The sequence below is a fragment of the Streptomyces sp. NPDC048504 genome (assembly GCF_043200035.1).
GTDB lineage: Bacteria > Actinomycetota > Actinomycetes > Streptomycetales > Streptomycetaceae > Streptomyces.
This window is the reverse complement of the sequence record NZ_JBICXA010000007.1, coordinates 449,797-470,537: the sequence shown is the minus strand read 5'-3', so window position 1 is coordinate 470,537 and position 20,741 is coordinate 449,797. Positions and strand designations below refer to the sequence as shown.

The 20,741-nt window shown below is 69.3% G+C and carries 16 protein-coding genes; 9 read left to right on the top strand and 7 right to left on the bottom strand.

From position 1 onward, the window contains the following. Positions 1-15 precede the first annotated feature (15 nt). Positions 16-453: an ATP-binding protein gene (locus ACGFY9_RS20465; protein ID WP_393755884.1), complete on the bottom strand. Its 438-nt coding sequence runs from the start codon at positions 451-453 to the stop codon at positions 16-18. A gap of 177 nt (positions 454-630) precedes the next feature. Between ACGFY9_RS20465 and ACGFY9_RS20460 the strand changes: the two genes are divergently transcribed. Both ACGFY9_RS20460 and ACGFY9_RS20455 read left to right on the top strand, forming a co-directional pair. After that, entirely contained in the window at positions 631-1,413 is a 783-nt protein-coding gene (locus ACGFY9_RS20460; RefSeq protein WP_393755882.1) for a GntR family transcriptional regulator, read from the top strand. A gap of 419 nt (positions 1,414-1,832) precedes the next feature. After that, the gene (locus tag ACGFY9_RS20455) at positions 1,833-2,909 is read left to right on the top strand and encodes a pentapeptide repeat-containing protein (protein WP_393755881.1); all 1,077 of its coding nucleotides are present in this window, start codon (positions 1,833-1,835) and stop codon (positions 2,907-2,909) included. Positions 2,910-3,059: 150 nt separating this feature from the next. Here the strand turns inward: ACGFY9_RS20455 and ACGFY9_RS20450 are convergent, their stop codons facing one another. The 4 genes from ACGFY9_RS20450 to ACGFY9_RS20435 all read right to left on the bottom strand — a co-directional run bounded on the left by ACGFY9_RS20450 (position 3,060) and on the right by ACGFY9_RS20435 (position 7,748). Then, positions 3,060-3,842 carry a VOC family protein gene (locus ACGFY9_RS20450; protein ID WP_393755880.1) on the bottom strand — a complete coding sequence of 261 codons (783 nt, stop codon included), beginning with the start codon at positions 3,840-3,842 and terminating at the stop codon, positions 3,060-3,062. A 151-nt stretch (positions 3,843-3,993) separates the two neighbouring features. Further along, positions 3,994-4,374 (bottom strand): winged helix-turn-helix domain-containing protein, encoded by a 381-nt coding sequence (locus tag ACGFY9_RS20445; protein WP_393755878.1) that lies wholly within the window; start codon positions 4,372-4,374, stop codon positions 3,994-3,996. A gap of 57 nt (positions 4,375-4,431) precedes the next feature. Next, a complete protein-coding gene (locus ACGFY9_RS20440; protein WP_393755876.1) occupies positions 4,432-5,235 on the bottom strand; it encodes an endonuclease I family protein in 804 nt (267 codons plus the stop codon). Positions 5,236-5,459: 224 nt separating this feature from the next. Then, positions 5,460-7,748, bottom strand: a complete 2,289-nt coding sequence (locus ACGFY9_RS20435) for an ArnT family glycosyltransferase (protein WP_393755874.1) — start codon at positions 7,746-7,748, stop codon at positions 5,460-5,462. Positions 7,749-7,893: 145 nt separating this feature from the next. Here ACGFY9_RS20435 and ACGFY9_RS20430 point away from each other — a divergent pair, with 145 nt between their 5' ends. The 5 genes from ACGFY9_RS20430 (at position 7,894) to ACGFY9_RS20410 (ending at position 15,785) form a co-directional block, all read left to right on the top strand. Continuing rightward, positions 7,894-8,745, top strand: coding sequence for a serine hydrolase (locus ACGFY9_RS20430; RefSeq protein WP_393755872.1), 852 nt, complete (start codon positions 7,894-7,896; stop codon positions 8,743-8,745). A 97-nt stretch (positions 8,746-8,842) separates the two neighbouring features. Further along, a complete protein-coding gene (locus ACGFY9_RS20425; RefSeq protein WP_393755870.1) occupies positions 8,843-9,889 on the top strand; it encodes an esterase-like activity of phytase family protein in 1,047 nt (348 codons plus the stop codon). Between the two features lie 155 nt (positions 9,890-10,044). Beyond that, positions 10,045-13,788 carry an ABC transporter ATP-binding protein gene (locus ACGFY9_RS20420; RefSeq protein ID WP_393755868.1) on the top strand — a complete coding sequence of 1,248 codons (3,744 nt, stop codon included), beginning with the start codon at positions 10,045-10,047 and terminating at the stop codon, positions 13,786-13,788. Positions 13,789-13,871: 83 nt separating this feature from the next. Beyond that, positions 13,872-14,258, top strand: coding sequence for a hypothetical protein (locus ACGFY9_RS20415; protein WP_393755975.1), 387 nt, complete (start codon positions 13,872-13,874; stop codon positions 14,256-14,258). Positions 14,259-14,354: 96 nt separating this feature from the next. Next, the gene (locus tag ACGFY9_RS20410) at positions 14,355-15,785 is read left to right on the top strand and encodes a S28 family serine protease (RefSeq protein WP_393755867.1); all 1,431 of its coding nucleotides are present in this window, start codon (positions 14,355-14,357) and stop codon (positions 15,783-15,785) included. 36 nt (positions 15,786-15,821) lie between these two features. Here the strand turns inward: ACGFY9_RS20410 and ACGFY9_RS20405 are convergent, their stop codons facing one another. Together ACGFY9_RS20405 and ACGFY9_RS20400 are read right to left on the bottom strand one after the other, a co-directional pair. After that, positions 15,822-16,463: a hypothetical protein gene (locus ACGFY9_RS20405; protein ID WP_393755865.1), complete on the bottom strand. Its 642-nt coding sequence runs from the start codon at positions 16,461-16,463 to the stop codon at positions 15,822-15,824. A gap of 110 nt (positions 16,464-16,573) precedes the next feature. Further along, positions 16,574-18,394: a glycoside hydrolase family 3 protein gene (locus ACGFY9_RS20400; protein WP_393755864.1), complete on the bottom strand. Its 1,821-nt coding sequence runs from the start codon at positions 18,392-18,394 to the stop codon at positions 16,574-16,576. 402 nt (positions 18,395-18,796) lie between these two features. On the opposite strand from ACGFY9_RS20400, the gene aroA reads away from it, so the two are divergent. Beyond that, entirely contained in the window at positions 18,797-20,038 is a 1,242-nt protein-coding gene (gene aroA / locus ACGFY9_RS20395; protein WP_393755863.1) for a 3-phosphoshikimate 1-carboxyvinyltransferase, read from the top strand. A 4-nt stretch (positions 20,039-20,042) separates the two neighbouring features. Next, positions 20,043-20,714 carry a GNAT family N-acetyltransferase gene (locus ACGFY9_RS20390; RefSeq protein ID WP_393755861.1) on the top strand — a complete coding sequence of 224 codons (672 nt, stop codon included), beginning with the start codon at positions 20,043-20,045 and terminating at the stop codon, positions 20,712-20,714. Positions 20,715-20,741: the final 27 nt, after the last annotated feature.

Below are 20,741 nucleotides of genomic sequence, written 5' to 3'. Positions count from 1 at the left end.
CTGTGTTGCGCGTGTTCATCGCGGCAGGGCCACTTCCGCCCATGTCGCCCTTCCGATGCCGTGCAGGCGAGGGCAGCATCCCCAGCGTTCCGCCAAGGCCTGCACGAGGGTGAGTCCCCGGCCCCCTTCGTCTTCGGGGGCTGCTACCCGGAGCCGCGGCCGACGGTCGCTCGCGTCGGCGACCTCGACTCGCAGCCGCCCGTCGTACGTGGCGAAACGCAGACCGATCTCGCGGCCGGGCGGAGTCCGCGCGTGCCGGATGGAGTTGGTGACCAGCTCCGAGAGCAACAGTTCGGCGGTGTCAGCGACTTCGCCGGTGATCTTCCAGTCCGTGAGCTGTAGGCGAAGCAGCGCGCGAGCGTGTTTGGCACTGCGCGGGTTGTGCGGGAGTTGCCACTGGGCCTCCCGCATGTCGGGGCTTGCGGGTTGTGCGGGCGCGGTGTGGGCTGACATGAAGACCTCCACGGCAGGCGGCGGACGCCCCTCACGTCTCTAGAGAGGTGAGGGGCATTCAGTGAAGCGGGTGGTCCATGCCTGCGTCAATACATCTCTAGAGATGTGCGGAATTGCTCGCTGGGGACCGATGGTCGGCTGTCAGGGTGTGGCGGCTGGTGCCTAGGATGTCTAGAGATGACCGGAGGAGAGGCCTGGATGAGCGGCGGGGACACGGGGCGTCAGCCGAAATACCAGCGCATCGCGGCGCAGCTGCGGGCGGCCATCGAGGCCGGTGAGTACGGGGCCGGTGAGCGGCTTCCGGGTGAGAACGACCTCATGGCCGAGCACGGCGTCGCCCGTATGACCGCCCGGCAGGCCCTCGGTGTGCTGCAGGCGGAGGGGCTCGTCGAGGCGCGCAAGGGAGCCGGGGTGTTCGTCCGGGACTTCAAGCCGATCCGGCGGCGCGGGCTCGAACGCCTCGCTCACGCGCAGTGGGGCGAGGGGCGTTCCGTCTGGGCGACCGATGTCGGGGACCGTGAACTCGTCGTGGACTCGGTGGAGGTGGGCGAGGAGGACGCCCCGGCCGCGATCGCGGGTGTGCTGGGCCTGGGTGACGAAGGGGCTCGGGTTTGCGTGCGCCGCCGCCGGTACGTTCTCGACGGCAAGCCGGTGCTTCTGGCCACCTCCTTCCTCGCGGCCGCTCTGGCGTCGGGCACGCCGATCGCTCGACCGGACACCGGTCCCGGCGGCATCTACGCGAGGCTGGAGGAACTCGGGCGCAAGCCGGTCCACTTCCGGGAAGAGGTCCGTTCCCGTATGCCGAGTGGCGACGAGGCCCGGCGACTGGCGTTGCCGGCGGGTGTGCCGGTCATGCTGATCGCGCGAACTGCGTTTGACGCTGGGGGAGTTGCCGTTGAGGTGAACAACATGGTGCTGGACGCGGCGTCATACATCCTGGAGTACGACTTCGAGGGTTGAGCGGTGTCCATCTCCAGCACGAGCGGTGTCCATCTCCAGCACGACCCCGACACGGGAGACAGCTGAGCTGGTTGTGCAGGTGCGTGCTGTTGCATGCGACCGACCATTGCCTGTCTGTGCAGTGCACGTTTCGGATGTCGTGTCGTATGTTTCCCCTGTTCCTCGCGACGCGTGGATCAGGGGATCGACAGGCTGAATCGGATTTTTTAATCAACTCGTGGAGATCATCGATCTTGACCGCTTTGGGCGGCATGGGGGTGCCTCAACAACTTCCCCCTGATTCATATGTTCGATCCTCTTGATGATATCCGACCGGTTCTCGATCGGAAATGCGCAAGAAGGGAGGGTGGGGTAACAAGTTGGCAACACGGGTAGAGGTTGTGGCGGGATCGATAACGCTTTTCGGGCAGCCTGGGTGCATGAATAAACGGGTGTCGAAGATTACCCTTTCGTCCTTTGGTGCCGGACTTTTTCTCCTGCTTGTGTGGAAGGGGCCTTGGTGGGCTGATTCAGGACACATGGGACCCGGATTGAGTCCGGGTGTGGCAGCGGTAGTTACCGGATTTCGAACAGTTATTGTGGCTGTAGGGGCAGGGGTGGTAGCGGCGATTGGCCTGTACTATACCGATCGAAATTTTCGTCACAGCCGCGACATTCTCACGCACGTGCGAGAAAAAGATAGTGAGCAGGCGGAGCTCACGCGTGAAGGCCAAGTAATTGATAGATACAGTTCCGCTATAAAGATGCTTTCGGCTGATCCAGCAACGGAGAAGCTAGGAGGAATTTATGCACTTGAGCGAATTATGCACGACTCGCCCAAGTATCACTCGACGATCGTTGAGGTGTTGGTGGCATTTATCCGCGCCAACGCGCAAAGGGGTAACGCGGTGCAGGAAGGGGAAATCGACGAACGGATGCCGGATCACCTGAGTGCTGCGGCAACAGTCCTTGGGCGCCGTCCTGATTGGGACGAGCCGTTTCGGATTGACCTGCGGAGGGCGTATCTTCGCGGTGTCGATTTGAAAGGAGCCAAGCTTAGGCGTTGTCGACTAGGCAACTCGGCGCTTGAAAAAGCGGATATGCGAGGGATTGACTTAAGTGAGGGGTGGCTCGGTGGTGCCAGCCTAAAGGGCGCCTATATGAGTTCTGCTTTCCTGGAATCGGCTGTGCTGACAAAAGTTGACTTGACTGAAGTGGACCTGAGTAAGGGTTCATTGTCGCGGGCTGATTTGCGTAACTCTATTTTGCGGCACGCGGTGCTGAAGGCGGTGAATCTGGTCAACGCTGATTTGCGAGACGCGGACCTCACTGGCGCAAATCTAGAGATGGCGGACCTCTCGGGAGCCGATCTGCGAGGCGCCAAATTCGATGGGGCGATCTTGGATCAAGCTACGATTGCAGGAGCGCGGCTAAGCCCATGCTACGGACTCACTATGGCCCAATTGACGTCTACCAAGGGATTCGATAGGGCAGAAACCCCAGACAATCTGGAATGAGATGAACGGGGTCCAATGGGTCCTCGTCGTTCCGCTGCCTGAGGATTGAGAGCTTGCCGATGTACGGGTGCTGCCCTGACGACCTTGTCGTCGGACTCCAGGTCGGCGAAGGGCCGCCGCCTGAGCCGGAGCCCCCCCGGGCCGCCCGCCTCACATCCGCGGATCCGGCGTCAGCAGTGCGAACACCGCTCCGAACGGGTCCCCGAGCCATGCCATCCGGCCGACCTCGGGTACGTCCGTCGCCGGCATCAGTACGGAACCGCCCTTGGACTGTGCCGCCGCGATCGTGGCGTCGACGTCGGTCGAGTGGAAGTACGGTACCCAGCGCGGCTGTTCGCCCTCGCCGGCGTTCAACGGCGCGACCCCGCCGAAGGACGCGTCCTGCTGGTCCCCTTCGGCGGTGCTCAGTACCCGGTACGTCATACCGGGCGCCGGCATCTCCTGGCTGCGCCAGCCGAACAGGCCCTGGTAGAAGGCGATGTCCGCCTCCGGGTCGGGGGCGTGCAGCTCTGCCCAGAGCAGGGTGTTCGGGGCGGAGGTGAGTTCCAGGCCTGCGGTCCTGCCGGGCTGCCAGAGCGCGAACTGGGCGCCCTGCGGGTCGGTGGCCTGGGCCAGCATGCCCTCGCCCATGACGTCCATGGGCTCCATCCGGACGGTTCCGCCACCGGCCGTGACGGCCTCGACGGTGGCCGCGATGTCGTCGGTCTTGAAGTGGATCATCCAAGCGGAGTGCGCCCCTTCCTCGGTGAGCGGTCCGAGGGCGGCGACGGTCTTCCCGTCCACCTGGAAGAAGCCGTATCCGCCCGCCTCGGGCCCGGCGGAGACGAACTGCCAGCCGAGGACGGCGCCGTAGAACGCGGCGGCCGCATCGGTGTCGGGGCTGCCGAGGTCGAGCCAGTTGGGCGATCCGGTGGTGAAGTCGGTGCCGAGCATGGAGTCCTCCTGCTGGACTGCGTGGGACGGGTGGATCGGGTCGGGGGCCACGATGCCGCGCCGTCCGCCGCCGTCCGCGTACGAGCACCGACAGGCCTGCGGTTTCCACCGAACGGCCGAACGGCCGAATGCCCGCGCCACGTGCCGCGGGTCACGGCACGGAGGAGACCGGCTTGTCCGCCCCGCGCAGCGGTGCCGCCCCGAGCGGGGTGAGCGTGTGCAGGACGCTCGTGCCGAAGCGGAGGCTGCTGATGAGCCTCGCGTCCCGCAGGGCCGTGATGTGCCGGCTCACCGTGGGGGCCGACACCCTCGTGAGACGGGTCAGTTCGCCGGCCGGCAGGGGCCGCCCCCGGATCGACCGGTCCGCCTCCACCCTGGCCGGCGTCCGCTCCCGGCAGGGTGCCGCGGCGACTTCGTAATACCGCCGCAGGGCGTCCGCCACGTCCTGGTGCACCCGGTCGGCGGGGGTGTCCGCCGGCGTCGCGAGCCCGGCCGTGAGACCCTGGGCGCCCTCCGCGGGCGGCGACAGCAAAACGGACCTGAACTCCACCTGACTCAGGGGGAGTTCAGGTCCGGCGGCAACTTCTGCCTACCAGATCGCCTCGACCCACTCCGGGTGGTCGATGAACGGGTTCCGGTTGTGCTGGTACGTGCTGTAGATGACCTCGTTGCGCTTCTCCTCGAAGGCGCTGGGCGGGTCCGCCTCGTTCCAGGCCTTGAGGACGGAGAGCTTGCCCATGTAGGGGTTGCTGCCGTTGCCGACCTTCTCGTTGGGCTCCAGGTCGGCGAAGCCGTCGTCCCCCTCGTAGCGCACGGCCATGTAGAGGATCATGCGGGCCACGTCGCCCCGGTCCGCCGCGCGCGGCGCGAAGGAGTCGGAGTCGACGGTGCTGCCGCCGCCGTTGGTGACCGCGCTGCCGCCGTTGTCGAAGTCCAGGTTGCCGCGGATGCTGTTGACCTGGACGTCCGCGGGACGCAGGTGGTGCAGGTCGGTGCCGGGACCGGTCACCTCGCCGAAGTCGCCGTGGGACTTGGCCCAGGTGTGCTCGCGGTTCCAGTCGCCGACGTCGCCGCCGTTGAGGGACTTGGCGCGGGAGACACCGCTGTACAGCAGGATCACGTTGTTGCTGTTGTTCGGGTCCTGGTCGGTGGCCTTCAGCGCGTCCCAGACCGCGGAGTACGAGATCTTCGTCTGGCTGCTGATGATCGTGTGCAGCGAGGACTTGAGGCTGGTGCCCGTCTTGCCGACCGCGTTCTTGTAGTACGTCGCGTCGTACGCCGTGGTCGTGGCCGACGCCGGGGTCGCGGTCAGGGCCGGCGCGGCGAGGCCGACCAGGACGGCGGCGGTCGTCAACGCCACCGATTTCCAGCGGTGGATCCGTGTCCCAAGCATAAAGAGTGTCCCATCTACGCGGGTTGAATGGGGCGGCAATCGGGAGCGTGACATGTTCATGCGGTCGAGTAAATAAACGGGACGTGTCGATCCGGTGACCTGACGCGACAATTTGCCCTGTGTCTACGCGAGTTGACAGAGAGAGACCGCTGGATGACATACCAAAACGGCCCCCGACCGTAAGGTCGGGGGCCGTTGGCCGTTCGCTGTCGCCTACGTCGGTGTCACTTCACGTCCGACGGGTCCAGCCGGTACAGCGTCGACGTGCTGGTCGTGGAGGTCGAGGAACTCGAACTCGTCTCCGTCGACGCGCTCTTGTCGTACGCGCTCTCCTTCACCGCCGTCGCGTTCTTCTGCACCCACGCGGTGATCTCGGTGTTCAGGGTGCTGTTGCCGCCCATCCCGCCGCCGCCGAGCTGGATGTAGTGCAACTCGCCCTTCTTCACCAGCTCCTTGAGCTTGGCGAGGGTCATCGCCTTGTCGGAGCCGGTGAAGCCCCACATGGAGATGACGGGCTTGTGGGTGCTGAGGATCAGCTGGCCCGCGCTCTGCGAATTGGACACCGCGAGCAGCCACTTGGCGCCGTCCTGGTGCTTCTCCAGGTACGAGATGAGCGCGCTGGACGTGGTGCCGCCCATGCCGCCACCGCCGCCGAAGCCGCCGCGCGTACCGCCGGTGCCGCCCGGAGCCGTACCGGTGCCGGTACCGCCAGGTGCCGTACCGCCACCGGGGAACTCCCCGGTGGTACCGCCCTGTTGACCACCGGTCGCGCCACCGGCCGTGCCGCTCGGCGCCCCGCTCGGTGCGCCGCCGCCCTGCGGTACCTCGCCGGTGCCGCCGCCACCCGGGGTCATCCCGCCGGGAGCCTCGCCGTTCGCCTGGCCGCCGCCCTGCTGGGTGCCGCCGGGCATCTCGCCGCCACGGTCGCCGCCGAAGCCGCCCCGGCCGCCGCCGGGAGCCCCGCCACCGCCGAAGCCGCCGCCGGTCGACGGACCGGCCGTCGGGTTGGTGCCGCCCATGCCGCCCCCGGTGCCGCTGGACGCCGCCGGGGTCACGGCGTACGCCGTCGGACCGGCGAGCGCGGCGATGATCGCCGCCGCGATGGACGCGGTGAGGAGCCGGGTCCGGTTGCCGGAGCGGAAGACGAACAGGCCCACGATCGCGAGGACCATGAGGACGCCGATCGTCGGCCAGAGCCAGGTGTTCCAGCCGGAGGCCCGGCGAAGGACGACGATCGCCCAGATCCCGGTGACCCCGAGACCGGCCGGCAGGACCCACGACCAGCGGGCGTCACCGCTGCGGAACGCGCGCCACAGCATGACGCCGCCGCCACCGCACAGGGCCGCGATGCCCGGGGCGAGCGCGGTCGTGTAGTACGGGTGCATCGTGCCCTGGGCCATGCTGAAGGTGACGTAGTGCAGCAGGGTCCAGCCGCCCCACATGACCAGCGCGGCGCGCGTCGCGTCGGTGCGCGGGGCGCGGCCGACCAGGACCAGGCCGGCGATCAGGGCGATGGCCGAGAAGGGGAGCAGCCAGGAGATCTGGCCGCCGAGGATGTCGTTGAACATACGGCCGAGGCCCGCGGTGCCGGCGAACGTACCGCCGCCGCCTCCGCCGCCCCCCGCGCCTCCGCCGCCGTTGCCCTCGCCGCCGAACACGCGGCCGAAGCCGTCGTAGCCCATGATCAGGTCCCAGGCGGTGCCGTCGGTCGAGCCGCCGATGTAGGGGCGGTCCGCGGCCGGGACGAGGGAGACGGCCGTGGCCCACCAGAAGCTGGAGACGGCCAACGCGACCGTGGCCAGGGCGAGTTGGACGACCTTCTTCTTCCAGCCGAGCTTCGACGCGAACAGGTACACGGCGAAGACGGCGGGCAGGGCGATGTAGCCCTGGAGGAGCTTGGTGTTGAACGCGAAGCCGAAGCAGACCGCCGAGCCGATCAGCGGCAGTAGCTTCTCGGTGCGCACGGCGCGCAGGCCGAGGGCCGCGCCGGCCACCATCAGCAGGACGAGGAGGGTGTCGGGGTTGTTGTCGCGGTTGATGGCGACCGTGATGGGGGTGAGGGCGAGGACCAGCGCCGCGATCGTCGCGGCCACGTGCCCGAAGTACCGCTTCACGGAGGAGTGCAGGATCCAGATAGTGCCGAGCGCGGCGGCGACCTCCGGCAGCATCATCTGCCAGGTGCCGAAGCCGAAGATCCGGCACGACAGGCCCATCACCATGAGGGAGAAGGGGGGCTTGTCGACCGTGATGAAGTTGCCGGCGTCCAGCGAGCCGAAGAACCAGGCCTTCCAGCTCTGCGTGCCGCTGTAGACGGCGCTGCTGTAGAAGCTGTTGAGGCTGGAGCCGGAGAGGTTCCAGGAGTACAGCACCGCGGCGAGCACCATGACGGCGATCAGCGCGGGCAGCGACCAGCGGGGCGCCTTCTCGGGCGGAGCGTCGGCGGGTGGGGCCGGCGGCGGCCAGTCGGCGGACGCGGGTTCGGTGTGGGGGTGTGGATCGGTGGCAGATGTCACCCACGCATCGTGCGAAAGCAGGGTGGGTGACTGCTGTGCCGAACCTGGCGGCCGGCTGTGAATTCGCAAAGGGCCGGGTAACGCGTCGTACAACCGTTCCCCAACCCGTACAACCTTTCATGCCTTCCTGTGAGTCAACTCAGGCATGACTCAGTCTCTTTGGACATCCCGCCGAGCCAGAGCGGTGGCCGTCGGCGTGGGCGCCGGCGTCCTCATACCCGTGCTGGCCGCCGCGACGCCCGCTGCCGCGGCCACCCCGACGGTCAGCTGTACGTCGGCCAAGGCGGGCCTCGCCGCCAAGCTGAAGAAGGACATCACCGCGGCCCTCGCGACCCGTAAGGGAACCGTCGCCGTCGGCCTCTACGACCGCACCACCAAGACCACCTGCACCCTGCGGGCGACGAGCGCCTACGACTCGGCCAGCACCGTCAAGGTGACCGTCCTCGCCACGCTGCTGTGGGACGCGAAGAAGCACAACCGCACGCTGACGACGCGGGAGTCGACGCTCGCCAAGGCCATGATCACCAAGTCGGACAACGACGCGACCTCCACCCTGTGGAAGCAGCTCGGCCTGACGAAGATCAAGGGCTTCCTGTCCGCCGCCGGCATGACCCAGACCAAGCCCGGCGCGAACAACTACTGGGGCCTGACCCAGGAGACGGTCACCGACGAGCAGAAGCTGCTCAAGCTGGTCACCGCCAAGAACACGGTGCTGAGCGACAACTCCCGTGCGTACATCCTGAAGTTGATGAACCAGGTCATCTCCAGCCAGCGCTGGGGCACCCCGTCCGGGGCCCCCTCCACGGTCACCGTCCACGTCAAGAACGGCTGGCTCCAGCGCTCCACGCACGGCTGGCGCGTGCACAGCCTGGGCACCTTCAACGGCGGCGGCCACGACTACATGATGTCCGTGCTCACCCAGGACAACAGCACGATGAGCTACGGCATCACCACGATCCAGGGTGTCGCGAAGGTGATCCACAAGGACCTCGCCTAAAGCCGGTCCCTGCCCATTCGCCCAAAGCGCCTGCTCAAGGGCATCGCTTTACTGCGCGGTCTCCCGCACGTCACCCACCCGTCCTACGGTGACGCCCATGCGCCTGAGAACCGTACTCGCGACCGCGACCGCCGGCCTGGCGGCGGCCACCTGCCTCACCGCCGCCGCCGGGCCCGCGAACGCCAGCAACTCCCGTACCGCCAACGCCCGTTCGCCGTCCGTCTCGATCGACCGCTTCTCCGACGCGCTCGACAAGACGACGTACGACGGCACCTTCGTCGGCAACTTCTCCGCGCTCGCCGTGGACAAGGACGGCTCGATCGCCGCGCTGGAGGACCGTTCCTCGCTGTTCGACCTGAACGCGAAGACGCTCCAGCCGCAGCGCGTCGTCCCGCTCGCCGACGAGAACGGCGCCGCGCTCGACTCCGAGGGCCTCGCCATCGACCGGGACGGCACGCGCCTGATCACCTCCGAGACCGAGCCGTCGATCCGCCGCTACTCCCGCGACGGCAAGATCCTCGACCGCCTCCCGGTCCCGTCCTCCCTCCTGGTCGCCCCGGCCGGGCGGGCCGTCTCCAACCAGACCTTCGAGGGCCTGACCCTGCTGCCCGGCGGTCACACGCTCCTCGCGTCGATGGAGTACCCGATCGCCGGGGACACCTCCGGCGACGTCCGCTTCCAGACCTGGAACCGGACCAAGGACGACCACTTCAAGCTCGCCGCGCAGTACGCGTACAAGCCCGACGCCACGTTCCTCGGCGTCCCCGAGGTACAGGCCCTCCCCGACGGCCGCCTCCTCGTCCTGGAACGCGGCTTCACCAGTGGCGTAGGCAACACCGTCCGCCTCTACCTGGCCGACCCCCGCCACGCGACGGACACCAGCAAGATCGACACCCTCACCGGCCAGCCCGGAGTCCACCTGATCAAGAAGACCCTCCTCGCCGACATCGCCGACTGCCCGTCCCTCGGCGCCACAGCGAAGCAGCCCCAGCCGAACCCCCTCCTCGACAACATCGAGGGCATGGTGATCACGGGGAGGGAGAAGGGCACCTACAAGGTCCTCCTGGTCAGCGACGACAACCAGAACGCGGTCCAGACGACCCGCTTCTACTATCTCCGGGTCCGCACAACCCCCGTCTTTTAGGGGCGCGGGGAACTGCGCGACCAGCCACAGCGGGCCTGCGCCCAAAAAACGACCCTCCGCGCGAAGCGCAATGTTGCGGAGGGATGAAATCCGCTTCAATCCGCGTTGGTGCCTTCCGTAAGACCAGCTGATCAGGGGCGAACGGAAGGCACCGCGTGGCAGCGAAACAGGGGGAGACACCGGGGCAGACCCAGGGCTGGGCCCGACGGCTCGCCGGATACGCCTGGCGCTACCCCAAGGACGTAGTCCTGGCCCTGGGCGCCTCCCTGGCCGGCATGGCGGTCACCGCACTCGTCCCCCTGGTCACCAAGGTGATCATCGACGACGTGATCACCGGCCACACCCGCTCCATGGCCCCCTGGGCAGCCGCCCTGATCGTCGCCGCCCTCCTCGTCTACGTCTCGACGTACATCCGCCGCTACTACGGCGGCCGCCTCGCCCTGGACGTCCAGCACGACCTCCGCACCGAGATGTACGGGACGATCACCCGCCTCGACGGCCGCCGCCAGGACGAGCTGTCCACCGGCCAGGTCGTCGGCCGCGCGACCAGCGACCTCCAGCTGATCCAGGGCCTGCTCTTCATGCTCCCGATGACCATCGGGAACGTCCTGCTCTTCGTGATCTCCCTCGCGATCATGGCCTGGCTGTCCCTGCCGCTGACCCTGATCGCCCTGGCCGTCGCCCCCGCCCTCGGCTTCATCGCCCGGCGCAGCCGCAGCAAGCTGCACCCCTCCACCTGGTACGCGCAGGCCCAGGCCGCCGCGGTGGCCGGTGTCGTCGACGGCGCCGTCAGCGGCGTACGCGTGGTGAAGGGCTTCGGCCAGGAGGACCAGGAGACCGGAAAGCTCCGCGAGGTCGGCCGCCGGCTCTACGCGGGACGCCTCCGCACGATCCGCCAGAACGCCAAGTACACCCCCGCCCTCCAGGCCGTCCCCGCCCTCGGCCAGGTCGCGATGCTCGCGCTGGGCGGCTGGCTCGCGGTGCGCGGGCACATCACGCTCGGCACGTTCGTCGCGTTCTCCACCTACCTCGCCCAACTCGTCGGCCCGGTCCGCATGTTGGCCATGGTCCTCACCGTCGGCCAGCAGGCCCGCGCCGGCACCGAACGCGTCCTCGAACTCATCGACACCGAGCCCTCGTTGACGGACGGCACCAAGCAACTCCCCGCCGACGCCCCGGCCACGGTCGAGTTCGACGACGTGTCGTTCGGCTACGACCACGAGCGCCCCGTCCTCAACGGCCTCAGCTTCGAGATCCGCCCCGGCGAGACCCTCGCGGTCGTCGGCTCCTCCGGCTCCGGAAAATCCACGGTCTCGCTCCTCCTCCCGCGCTTCTACGACGTCACCCACGGCGCGGTTCTCATCGGCGGCCACGACGTCCGCGAACTCACCCTCGACTCGCTGCGCGCCGCGATCGGCCTGGTCCCCGAGGACTCCTTCCTCTTCTCGGACACGGTCCGCAACAACATCGCCTACGGCCGCCCCGACGCGACCGACGAGCAGATCCTCACCGCCGCGCGTGCCGCCCAGGCCGACCGGTTCATCCAGGAACTCCCCGAGGGCTACGACACGACGGTCGGCGAGCACGGCCTCACCCTCTCCGGCGGCCAGCGCCAGCGCGTCGCCCTCGCCCGCGCGATCCTCACCGACCCGCGCCTGCTGGTCCTGGACGACGCGACCTCGGCGGTGGACGCGCGCGTCGAGCACGAGATCCACGAGGCGTTGAAACAGGTCATGCAGGGCCGCACCACGCTGCTCATCGCGCACCGCCGCTCCACCCTCAACCTCGCCGACCGCATCGCCGTCCTCGACGGGGGCCGCCTCGCCGACATCGGCACGCACGACGAACTCCAGGAACGCTCACCCCTCTACCGCCGCCTCCTCACCGACCCCGACGAACTCGGCGGCGTCTCACCCGGCCACGCCCTCCCCGCCGAACCGGCCGAAGACACCTCCGTACGCGACGAGTTGGACGCGGAGTTCGACGCCGAGCGCGGGGTCACGCCCCGGCTGTGGACCGGCGACCGCGAGCCCAAGGACACCGCGCTGTCCGGGATGCCCGCGACGCCCGAACTCCTCGCCCAGGTCGACGCGTTGCCCCCGGCGACCGACGTCCCCGACATCGACGAGGCGGGCGCGGTCCGCGCCGAGGACTCCTACGGCCTGCGGCGACTGCTGCGCGGTTTCGGCACCCCGCTGCTGATCAGCCTCGGCCTGGTCGCCGTGGACGCGAGCATGAGCCTGCTGCTGCCGATCATGATCCGGCACGGCATCGACCAGGGCGTGACCAAGATGGCGATCGGCGCGGTCTGGTCGGCGTCGCTGCTGGCCCTCGTCGCCGTGGCCGTCCAGTGGGTGGCACAGCGCGGCGAGACCCGCATGACCGGCCGTACCGGCGAGCGGGTCCTCTACACCCTCCGCCTCAAGATCTTCGCCCAGCTCCAGCGCCTCGGACTCGACTACTACGAGCGGGAGTTGACGGGCCGGATCATGACGAGGATGACGACGGACGTCGACGCCCTCTCGACCTTCCTCCAGACAGGGCTGGTCACGGCCTTCGTCTCGGTCGTCACCTTCTTCGGCATCATGGTCGCCCTGCTGGTGATCGACGTACAGCTGGCGCTGGTCGTGTTCGCGACCCTGCCCCCGCTGGTCATCGCGACCTTCTTCTTCCGCCGGGCCAGCGTGAAGGCGTACGAACTCGCCCGTGAGCGCGTGTCGTTGGTCAACGCGGACCTCCAGGAGTCGGTGTCCGGGCTGCGGATCGTGCAGGCGTTCCGGCGCGAGAAGGACGGCGGCCGGCGGTTCGCCGAGCGCAGCAGCAGCTACCGCGCGGCGCGTACCCGGGGCCAGTGGCTGATCTCGATCTACTTCCCCTTCGTACAGCTGCTGTCGTCGGTGGCGGCGGCGTCCGTACTGATCGCGGGTGCGGGCAGGGTGGACAACGCGACCCTGACGACAGGCGCGTTGGTCGCCTACCTCCTCTACATCGACCTGTTCTTCGCCCCGGTCCAGCAGCTCTCCCAGGTCTTCGACGGCTACCAGCAGGCCACCGTCTCCCTGGGCCGCATCCAGGAGCTGCTCCAGGAACCGACATCGACGCGAGTGGCCGACGAACCCCTCGAAGTCCTCTCCCTCCGGGGCGACATCGCCTTCGAGGACGTGCACTTCGCGTACGGCGACGACGAAGAAGCCATCGGGGGAGTGGAGTTGAGCATCCCCGCCGGCCAGACGGTCGCCTTCGTCGGCGAGACGGGCGCGGGCAAGTCGACGCTCGTGAAGCTGGTCGCCCGCTTCTACGACCCGACGGGCGGCCGGGTCACGGTCGACGGCACGGACCTCCGCGCCCTCGACATCACGTCGTACCGCCACCACCTGGGCGTCGTCCCCCAGGAGGCGTACCTCTTCCAGGGCACCGTCCGCGACGCCATCGCCTACGGCCGCCCCGACGCCACCGACGCCGAGGTCGAGGCGGCGGCCCGCGCGGTCGGCGCCCACGAGATGATCGCCACGCTCGACGGCGGCTACCTCCACGAGGTGGCCGAACGGGGCCGCAACCTCTCGGCGGGCCAACGCCAGCTGATCGCCCTGGCCCGCGCCGAACTGGTCGACCCCGACATCCTCCTCCTCGACGAGGCGACAGCCGCCCTGGACCTGGCGTCGGAAGCCCAGGTGAACCAGGCCACCGACCGCCTCGCAGGCCGCCGCACCACCCTCGTCGTGGCCCACCGCCTGACAACGGCGGCCCGCGCGGACCGGGTCGTCGTGATGGATCACGGGGCGGTCGTGGAGGACGGAACACACGACGAGCTGCTCGCGTTGGGCGGCTACTACGCCGAACTGTGGCGCACCTTCGTCGGCGCACCCGAGTCGGAGGAGCCGGTCGCCGCACCTCACTGATGGTCGCGCAACCATGCGACATACGTCTTGCGTCCGTACATCAGTACGCTGTTCGGCTGCTGTGCTGTGCGGGAGGGATGACTGTGGACATGGGTGCGCTACGACGGCGGGTGGCGTTCGGCATGGCCGTACTCAGCACGTCCGGGCTGCTCGCGCTCGCCGCCCCCGGCACCGCTCAGGCGGCCGCGGTCTGCCCGGGGCGGGAGGTGGAGACGCTGCCCTTCTCCACCGGCACCGTCCACATCTTCCGCCGGGGCGACTACATCTGCGCGTACACCGCGCCCAAGAACCCCGGCGCCAAGCGCACGATGTCGGTCAGCGTGCAGGCGCGCGGCAGCCGCCCGGTCGTCGACAAGGGCCGGTACACGCGCCGGGCCGGACCGGTCACCGTGCACGCCGGTCACCGGTGCGTCCTGGTGAAGGGCGCGGTGGGCGGCGGGTCGGTCAGCTCGGGCTGGATCCTCTGCTGAGCCGCTGGTCAGCGCCGTAAGCGCACAACCACCCCTGGTGTGACGGGAGTTGCTCCGATAGCTTCCCGTTCACAACTGCCTCACAGGGGAGACTGCATGCGCAAGGCGCTCAGATGGCTGCTGGCGCTCACCGTGCTCATAGGCACGCTGAGTACGGCCGGGGTGGCCACCGCCACCGCCGCCCAGGCCGGCCGAACCGGTCAAGTCGCGGACATCAAGGACCAGTTGCTGGCGATACCCGGCATGAGCCTGATCCAGGAGAAGCCGTACACCGGCTACCGCTACTTCGTCCTGAACTACACCCAGCCGATCGACCACCGGCACCCGTCCAAGGGCACCTTCCAGCAGCGGATCACCGTGCTGCACAAGGACGTCTCGCGCCCGACGGTCTTCTACACCAGTGGCTATAACGTCTCCACGACACCCAGCCGCAGCGAACCGACCCGGATCGCGGACGCCAACCAAGTCTCCCTGGAATACCGCTACTTCACACCGTCCCGGCCCGCCCCGGCCGACTGGTCCAAGCTCGACATCTGGCAGGCGGCCAGCGACCAGCACCGCGTCTTCAAGGCCCTCAAGCCGATCTACACCAAGAACTGGATCGCCACCGGCGGCTCCAAGGGCGGGATGACGGCCACGTACTTCGAGCGGTTCTACCCGCGTGACATGGACGGCGTCGTCGCCTACGTCGCCCCCAACGACGTGGTGAACAACGAGGATTCGGCCTACGACCGCTTCTTCACGAAGGTCGGCACCAAGGAGTGCCGCGACCGCCTGGACGCCGTGCAGCGCGAGGCGCTGGTGCGCAGGGACTCGCTGGAGCAGAAGTACGCGGCGTACGCGGCCGAGAACGGCTTCACCTTCACCACCGTCGGCAGCCTGGACAAGGCCTACGAAGCCGTCGTCCTCGACTACGTCTGGGGCTTCTGGCAGTACAGCCTGGTCTCCGACTGCGACACCATCCCCGCCGACGCGGCGACCGCCACCGACGACGAGATTTGGACCTCGGTCGACACGATCTCCGGCTTCTCCTTCTACACCGACCAGGGCCTGGACCCGTACACCCCGTACTACTACCAGGCGGGCACCCAACTCGGCGCCCCCACCATCGAGTTCCCGTACATCGAGAAGAAGTACGTCCGCTACGGCTACCAGCCGCCCCGCAACTTCGTCCCGCGCTCCATCCCGATGACGTTCCAGCCGAACGCCATGCGGGACGTGGACAGCTGGGTCCGCCACCACGCCGACCACATGCTCTTCGTCTACGGCCAGAACGACCCGTGGGGCGCCGAGCGCTTCGCCGTCGGCAAGGGCTCGAAGGACTCGTACGTCTTCACCGCGCCCGGTTTGAACCACGGCGCGAACGTCGCCGGCCTGACCGCCGACCAGAAGGCGCTGGCCACCGCCCGCATCCTGGCCTGGGCCGGCGTCCCGGCCACCACCGCGGCACAGGCGAAGCCACTGGCGTCGTACGACGCGAAGCTGGACCGGCAGGACGTGCGGCGCGAGCCGACGCTCCGGCCGTAACGCCCTTACCGCGCCCGGCCGTTGACGGTCACCCGACTACACCGGCCGGGCGCAGCCCACCGGCCGCTCGCCGCCGAGCTGGACGTACAGGGCGGTCGACGCGGGGCAACTCGCGCGCCGGAGCACGGCCTTGACCACCTTGTACTGCGGCTTCTTCGGCCCCGAGCCGTCGCACGCCGTCTCCCGGACCTGCCCGCTGCCCGAGCCGTAGACACAGTCCCCGACGATCGTGCGGGGCCCGCCCCCGCCACCCGGGTCACCGGGGTGCGGGGGTTCCAGGTTCCGCATGCAGGCGTAGCCCTTGGGTACGACACCGTCGCCGCCCGCGCCCGACGACCCCTGGGCGCTGATGTGCAGCACGAAGTCCGTGGTCGCCGGGCAGGCGGGACCGTCGCTCACGTCACCGTCGTAGCGGGCGATGACCCGAGCGGCCGCGCGCTCGCTGGTGCACGGCGCCTCGGTGAAACTCGTCGTGCCGAAGGAACTGCACTCGTCGACGGCGAGGAACACCGCGCCGTAGCCGGAGGGTCGGGTGGTCGCGGAGGGCGACGCGGCCGCCTTCTCGCCGAGCCGGCCGTCGCCCTCGCCCGATCCGGAACCCTTCGCGCCCTGGCAGCCCGTCGTCAGGGCGGCGAGCAGCACCGCGCACACCACCCCCGCGCACCATCTCTCACGCATAGATCCCCCCGACTGCCCCGCCCAGCGTGACCCGCGGCAGCGGGCGCACGCCAGACGTGCGGGGGGCTTTGGGCCAGTTGGCGGGGGTGGGGCGGGTGTGGAACGTACCCCTAGTACGACAGCCCGTGCCCTACGGGATACAGCACCTGCGCCGGATCGTCCGCGCGCTGCACCGCCACCGGGAGTCTCCCGCGCGGCCGGACCCGGCCCGCGATCACCCGTGCCGCCGCCCGGAGTTCGACGTCGGTCCAGGAGTAGGAAGCCAAGTAGGCGGTGACCGAAGGCAGTTGGGCAACATCGTAGGGGTTTCGGACGGCGACGGCCACGACCGGCTTCCCGGTGGCGAGCAGGTGCCCGACCAGAGTCTTCTGCGCATCGGCCGCCGTGACGTTGTAGGTCGCCACGACCACGGCGTCCGCCTCACGCGCCGCCGCCACGGCCTTCGCGACGGTCGCGGCGGAAGGAGCCGTACCGGTGGAGAGGGCGGTCGCCGTGAACCCCAGCTCCCCGAGGGCCGCCGCGAGTACACCGGTGGGTGGTCCCGTAGTACCGGAGGGGGAGGCCGGATCGGCGCCGACCACCAGCACCTTCCCGTGCGTACGGCGGGACAGCGGAAGGAGCCCCGCCGAGTTGACCAGCAGGGTGGTGGTCCGCTCGGCGATCCGGTCGGCGGCGGCGAGATGCGCGCCGGTACCGACCGTGCGGTCGACACCCGCCCGGCTGACGTACGCGTCCTCGAACAAACCCAGCCGCGCCTTCAGCCGCAGCACCCGCAGGATCGACTCGTCGAGCCGCGCCTCCGTCAGCTCCCCGCCCTGCACGGCCTTGAGCACGGCGTTCCAGGCGACGTCCAGGGAGGGCGGGTTGAGGAGTTGATCCGCCCCGGCCTTCAGCGCGAGCACCGGCACGCGGTCGTCGCCGTACTTCTGGCGTACGCCCTCCATCTGCAGCGAGTCGGTGACCACGACGCCGTCGTAGCCGAGTTCGCCGCGCAGGATGCCGGTGAGGATGGGGTGGGAGAGGGTGGCCGGGTCGCCGGAGTCGTCGAGGGCCGGGACCATGATGTGGGCGGTCATGATCGAGTCGATGCCCGCGCCGATGGCCGCCCGGAAGGGGACGGCGTCCAGCGCCTCCCACACTTCCCGGCTGTGCGTGATGACGGGAAACCCGAAGTGGCTGTCCACAGCGGTGTCCCCGTGCCCCGGGAAGTGCTTGGCGGTAGCGGCGACCCGGCTGCTCTGATACCCCCTCACCTCGGCGGCGACGAGGCCGGCCACCGCGTCCGGGTCGGCGCCGAAGGACCGTACGCCGATGACCGGGTTGGCCGGGTTGACGTTCACGTCGGCGTCGGGGGAGTAGTCCTGGTTGACGCCCATCGCGCGCAGCTCGGCGCCGGAGATCCGGCCGAGGGCGCGGGCGTCGGTACGGGAGCCGCCGGCGCCGATCGCCATCGCGCCCGGGAAGAGCGTCGCGGGCGCGCCGATACGGCAGACGATGCCGTGTTCCTGGTCGGTGGCGACCAGCACGGGCAGCCCCCGGGGTTGACTGAGGGACGCCTTCTGGATGCCGTTCGAGAGGTCGGCGATCTGGTGGGGGTCGCGGGTGTTGTGGGCCCAGGTGAAGTAGATGATGCCGCCGACGCGGTACTTGGCGATCATTTCGGCGGCCGTGCGCACGCCGATCTCGCTCAGGTTGGCATCGATGTCGGCCTGGTCGGGGGCGGTGGCCGAGTGGCCGTAGACCCGCATCACGAAGAGCTGGCCGACCTTCTCCGGCAACGTCATGCGGGAGATCAGCGAGCGGAGTCTCTTGTCGTCGGCGTGGGCGGTGCCGCCGACCGCGAGGGACGCGGTGACGCCCATGGTCGCGGCGAGGACGGTACGTCTGGAGGGCACGTGCGCTCCTTCCGGAGGTGTTCCACTTCGGATCATCTGATCCGCTGAAGGAAACTTCCAAGACTTCACGAATATCCGGGAAGTTTCTGCCAGTCAAGGGAACGCACAGTACCCAGCGGGGGAGCCGCCATCGGCGCAGTTGGAGGGGGGCGCGCCGATGACGGCCAGCCGCCGGCCGCGGTACGGAGGAGAGGGTTTGTCAGCTTTCGCAGCCAGCGGCGAGGCCGACGCCGTACCACGGAGACTCATCCGACGGCATGCGCCTTGGACGAAGCGGAAGCGGTCCGGGTTCCCCGTCTCGGCCCGATCGCCGGAAGTTGGTGAACCCGTGCACAACGGGACGGATGCGGTCACGCACAGGAACGCGCGGGCGAACGGCGGTCGTCCATCCCGTGGACGTCCCGGCGGGGCGGCCGACCGCCGCCCGATCATGAGGGCATGCCCGTAGTCGACATCCCCGGTTCCAAGTCCATCACCGCCCGCGCGCTGTTCCTGGCGGCCGCCGCCGACGGCGTCACCACCCTCCGGCGTCCCCTCCGCTCGGACGACACCGAGGGTTTCGCCGAGGGCCTGACCCGGCTCGGCTACCGCGTGGGCCGGACCCCGGACGCCTGGCAGATCGACGGCCGCCCACAGGGCCCGGCCGTCGCGGAGGCGGACGTGTACTGCCGGGACGGCGCGACGACGGCCCGCTTCCTGCCGACGTTGGCGGCGGCCGGGCACGGCAGCTTCCGCTTCGACGCGTCCCCGCAGATGCGCCGCCGCCCCCTCCTCCCGCTCACCCGGGCCCTGCGCGACCTGGGCGTCGACCTGCGCCACGAGGAGGCGGAGGGCCACCACCCGTTGCGCATCGAGGCGTCGGGCGTGGAGGGCGGCGAGGTGGTCCTGGACGCGGGCCAGTCCTCGCAGTACCTGACCGCGCTGCTCCTCCTCGGCCCCCTGACCAGAAAGGGCCTCCGCATCAGGGTCACGGACCTGGTCTCCGCGCCGTACGTCGAGATCACCATCGCGATGATGCGGGAGTTCGGCGTGGAGGTCCGCAAGGAGGGTGCTGCTTACGTCGTACCGCCCGGGGGCTACCGGGCCACCACCTACGGCATCGAACCGGACGCGTCCACCGCGAGCTACTTCTTCGCGGCGGCGGCCGTCACGGGCGGCGAGGTCACGGTCCCCGGCCTCGGCACGGGCGCGCTCCAGGGCGACCTGGGCTTCGTCGACGTACTGCGCCGGATGGGCGCGCAGGTGGAGACGAACGCGAAGGGCACCCGGGTACGCGGCACGGGCGAGCTGTGCGGCCTCACGGTCAATATGCGCGACATCTCCGACACCATGCCGACGCTGGCCGCGATCGCCCCCTTCGCCTCGGGCCCGGTCCGCATCGAGGACGTCGGCAACACGAGGGTGAAGGAGTGCGACCGCCTTGAGGCCTGCGCGGAGGGCCTGCGGCGGTTGGGCGTCGAGGTGGCGACGGGCCCGGACTGGATCGAGATCCGCCCGGGGACAACTCCCGTCACAGGCACGGAGATCAAGTCCTACGGCGACCACCGCATCGTCATGTCCTTCGCGGTGACCGGTCTGCGGGTGCCGGGTATTTCGTTCGACGACCCGGGGTGCGTACGGAAGACTTTCCCGGGTTTCCACGAGGCGTTCGGGGCGCTGCGGGGGCGGTTGCCGGCATGAGGGGATGAGTGTGGGATTCGGTGTGGGGTTGGGACTGAAGGCTCCGGTCCTGGCAGGCGAGTCGGTGCGTCTGGAGCCGCTCGGTCAGCGGCACGCGGCCGAGCTGGCGGTGGCGGCGGAGGAGAGCCGGGGTTCGTACGAGTTCACCTGGGTGCCGAGGGCGGACGAGGTGCCGGCCTACATCGACGCCCAGCTGGGCAGGGCGGCGACGGGTCAACTCGCGCCGTACGCCCAGGTGTTGACGACCACGGGAAAGGCGGTCGGGGTCACGGCCTACTGGGAACCCCGCTCCTGGCTGACGGACGACCGACTCGACGCCGTGGAGGTCGGGTTCACCTGGCTGGCGGGTTCGGCGCAGGGCACGGGTGTGAACGCCGAGGCCAAACTCCTGCTGTTCCGGCACGCGTTCGAGGAGTGGCGTGTCTCCCGCGTCGACCTGAAGACGGACGCCCGCAACGACCGCTCCCGCGCCGCGATCCAGAGCGTGGGCGCCCGCTTCGAGGGCGTACTGCGGAACTGGTCGCGGTCCTGGGCGCCGGGGGAGGAGGGGCGGTTGCGTGACTCGGCGATCTACTCGATCACGGCGGGGGAGTGGGGGGAGTGCCGGGTGGGGTTGGAGGCGCGGGTGCGGGCACGGTTGGCGCGGGGCAACTCGGGGGCGGACCGGTTGAGTTGATCGGGGGCCGACTGGACCGTTCGGCCG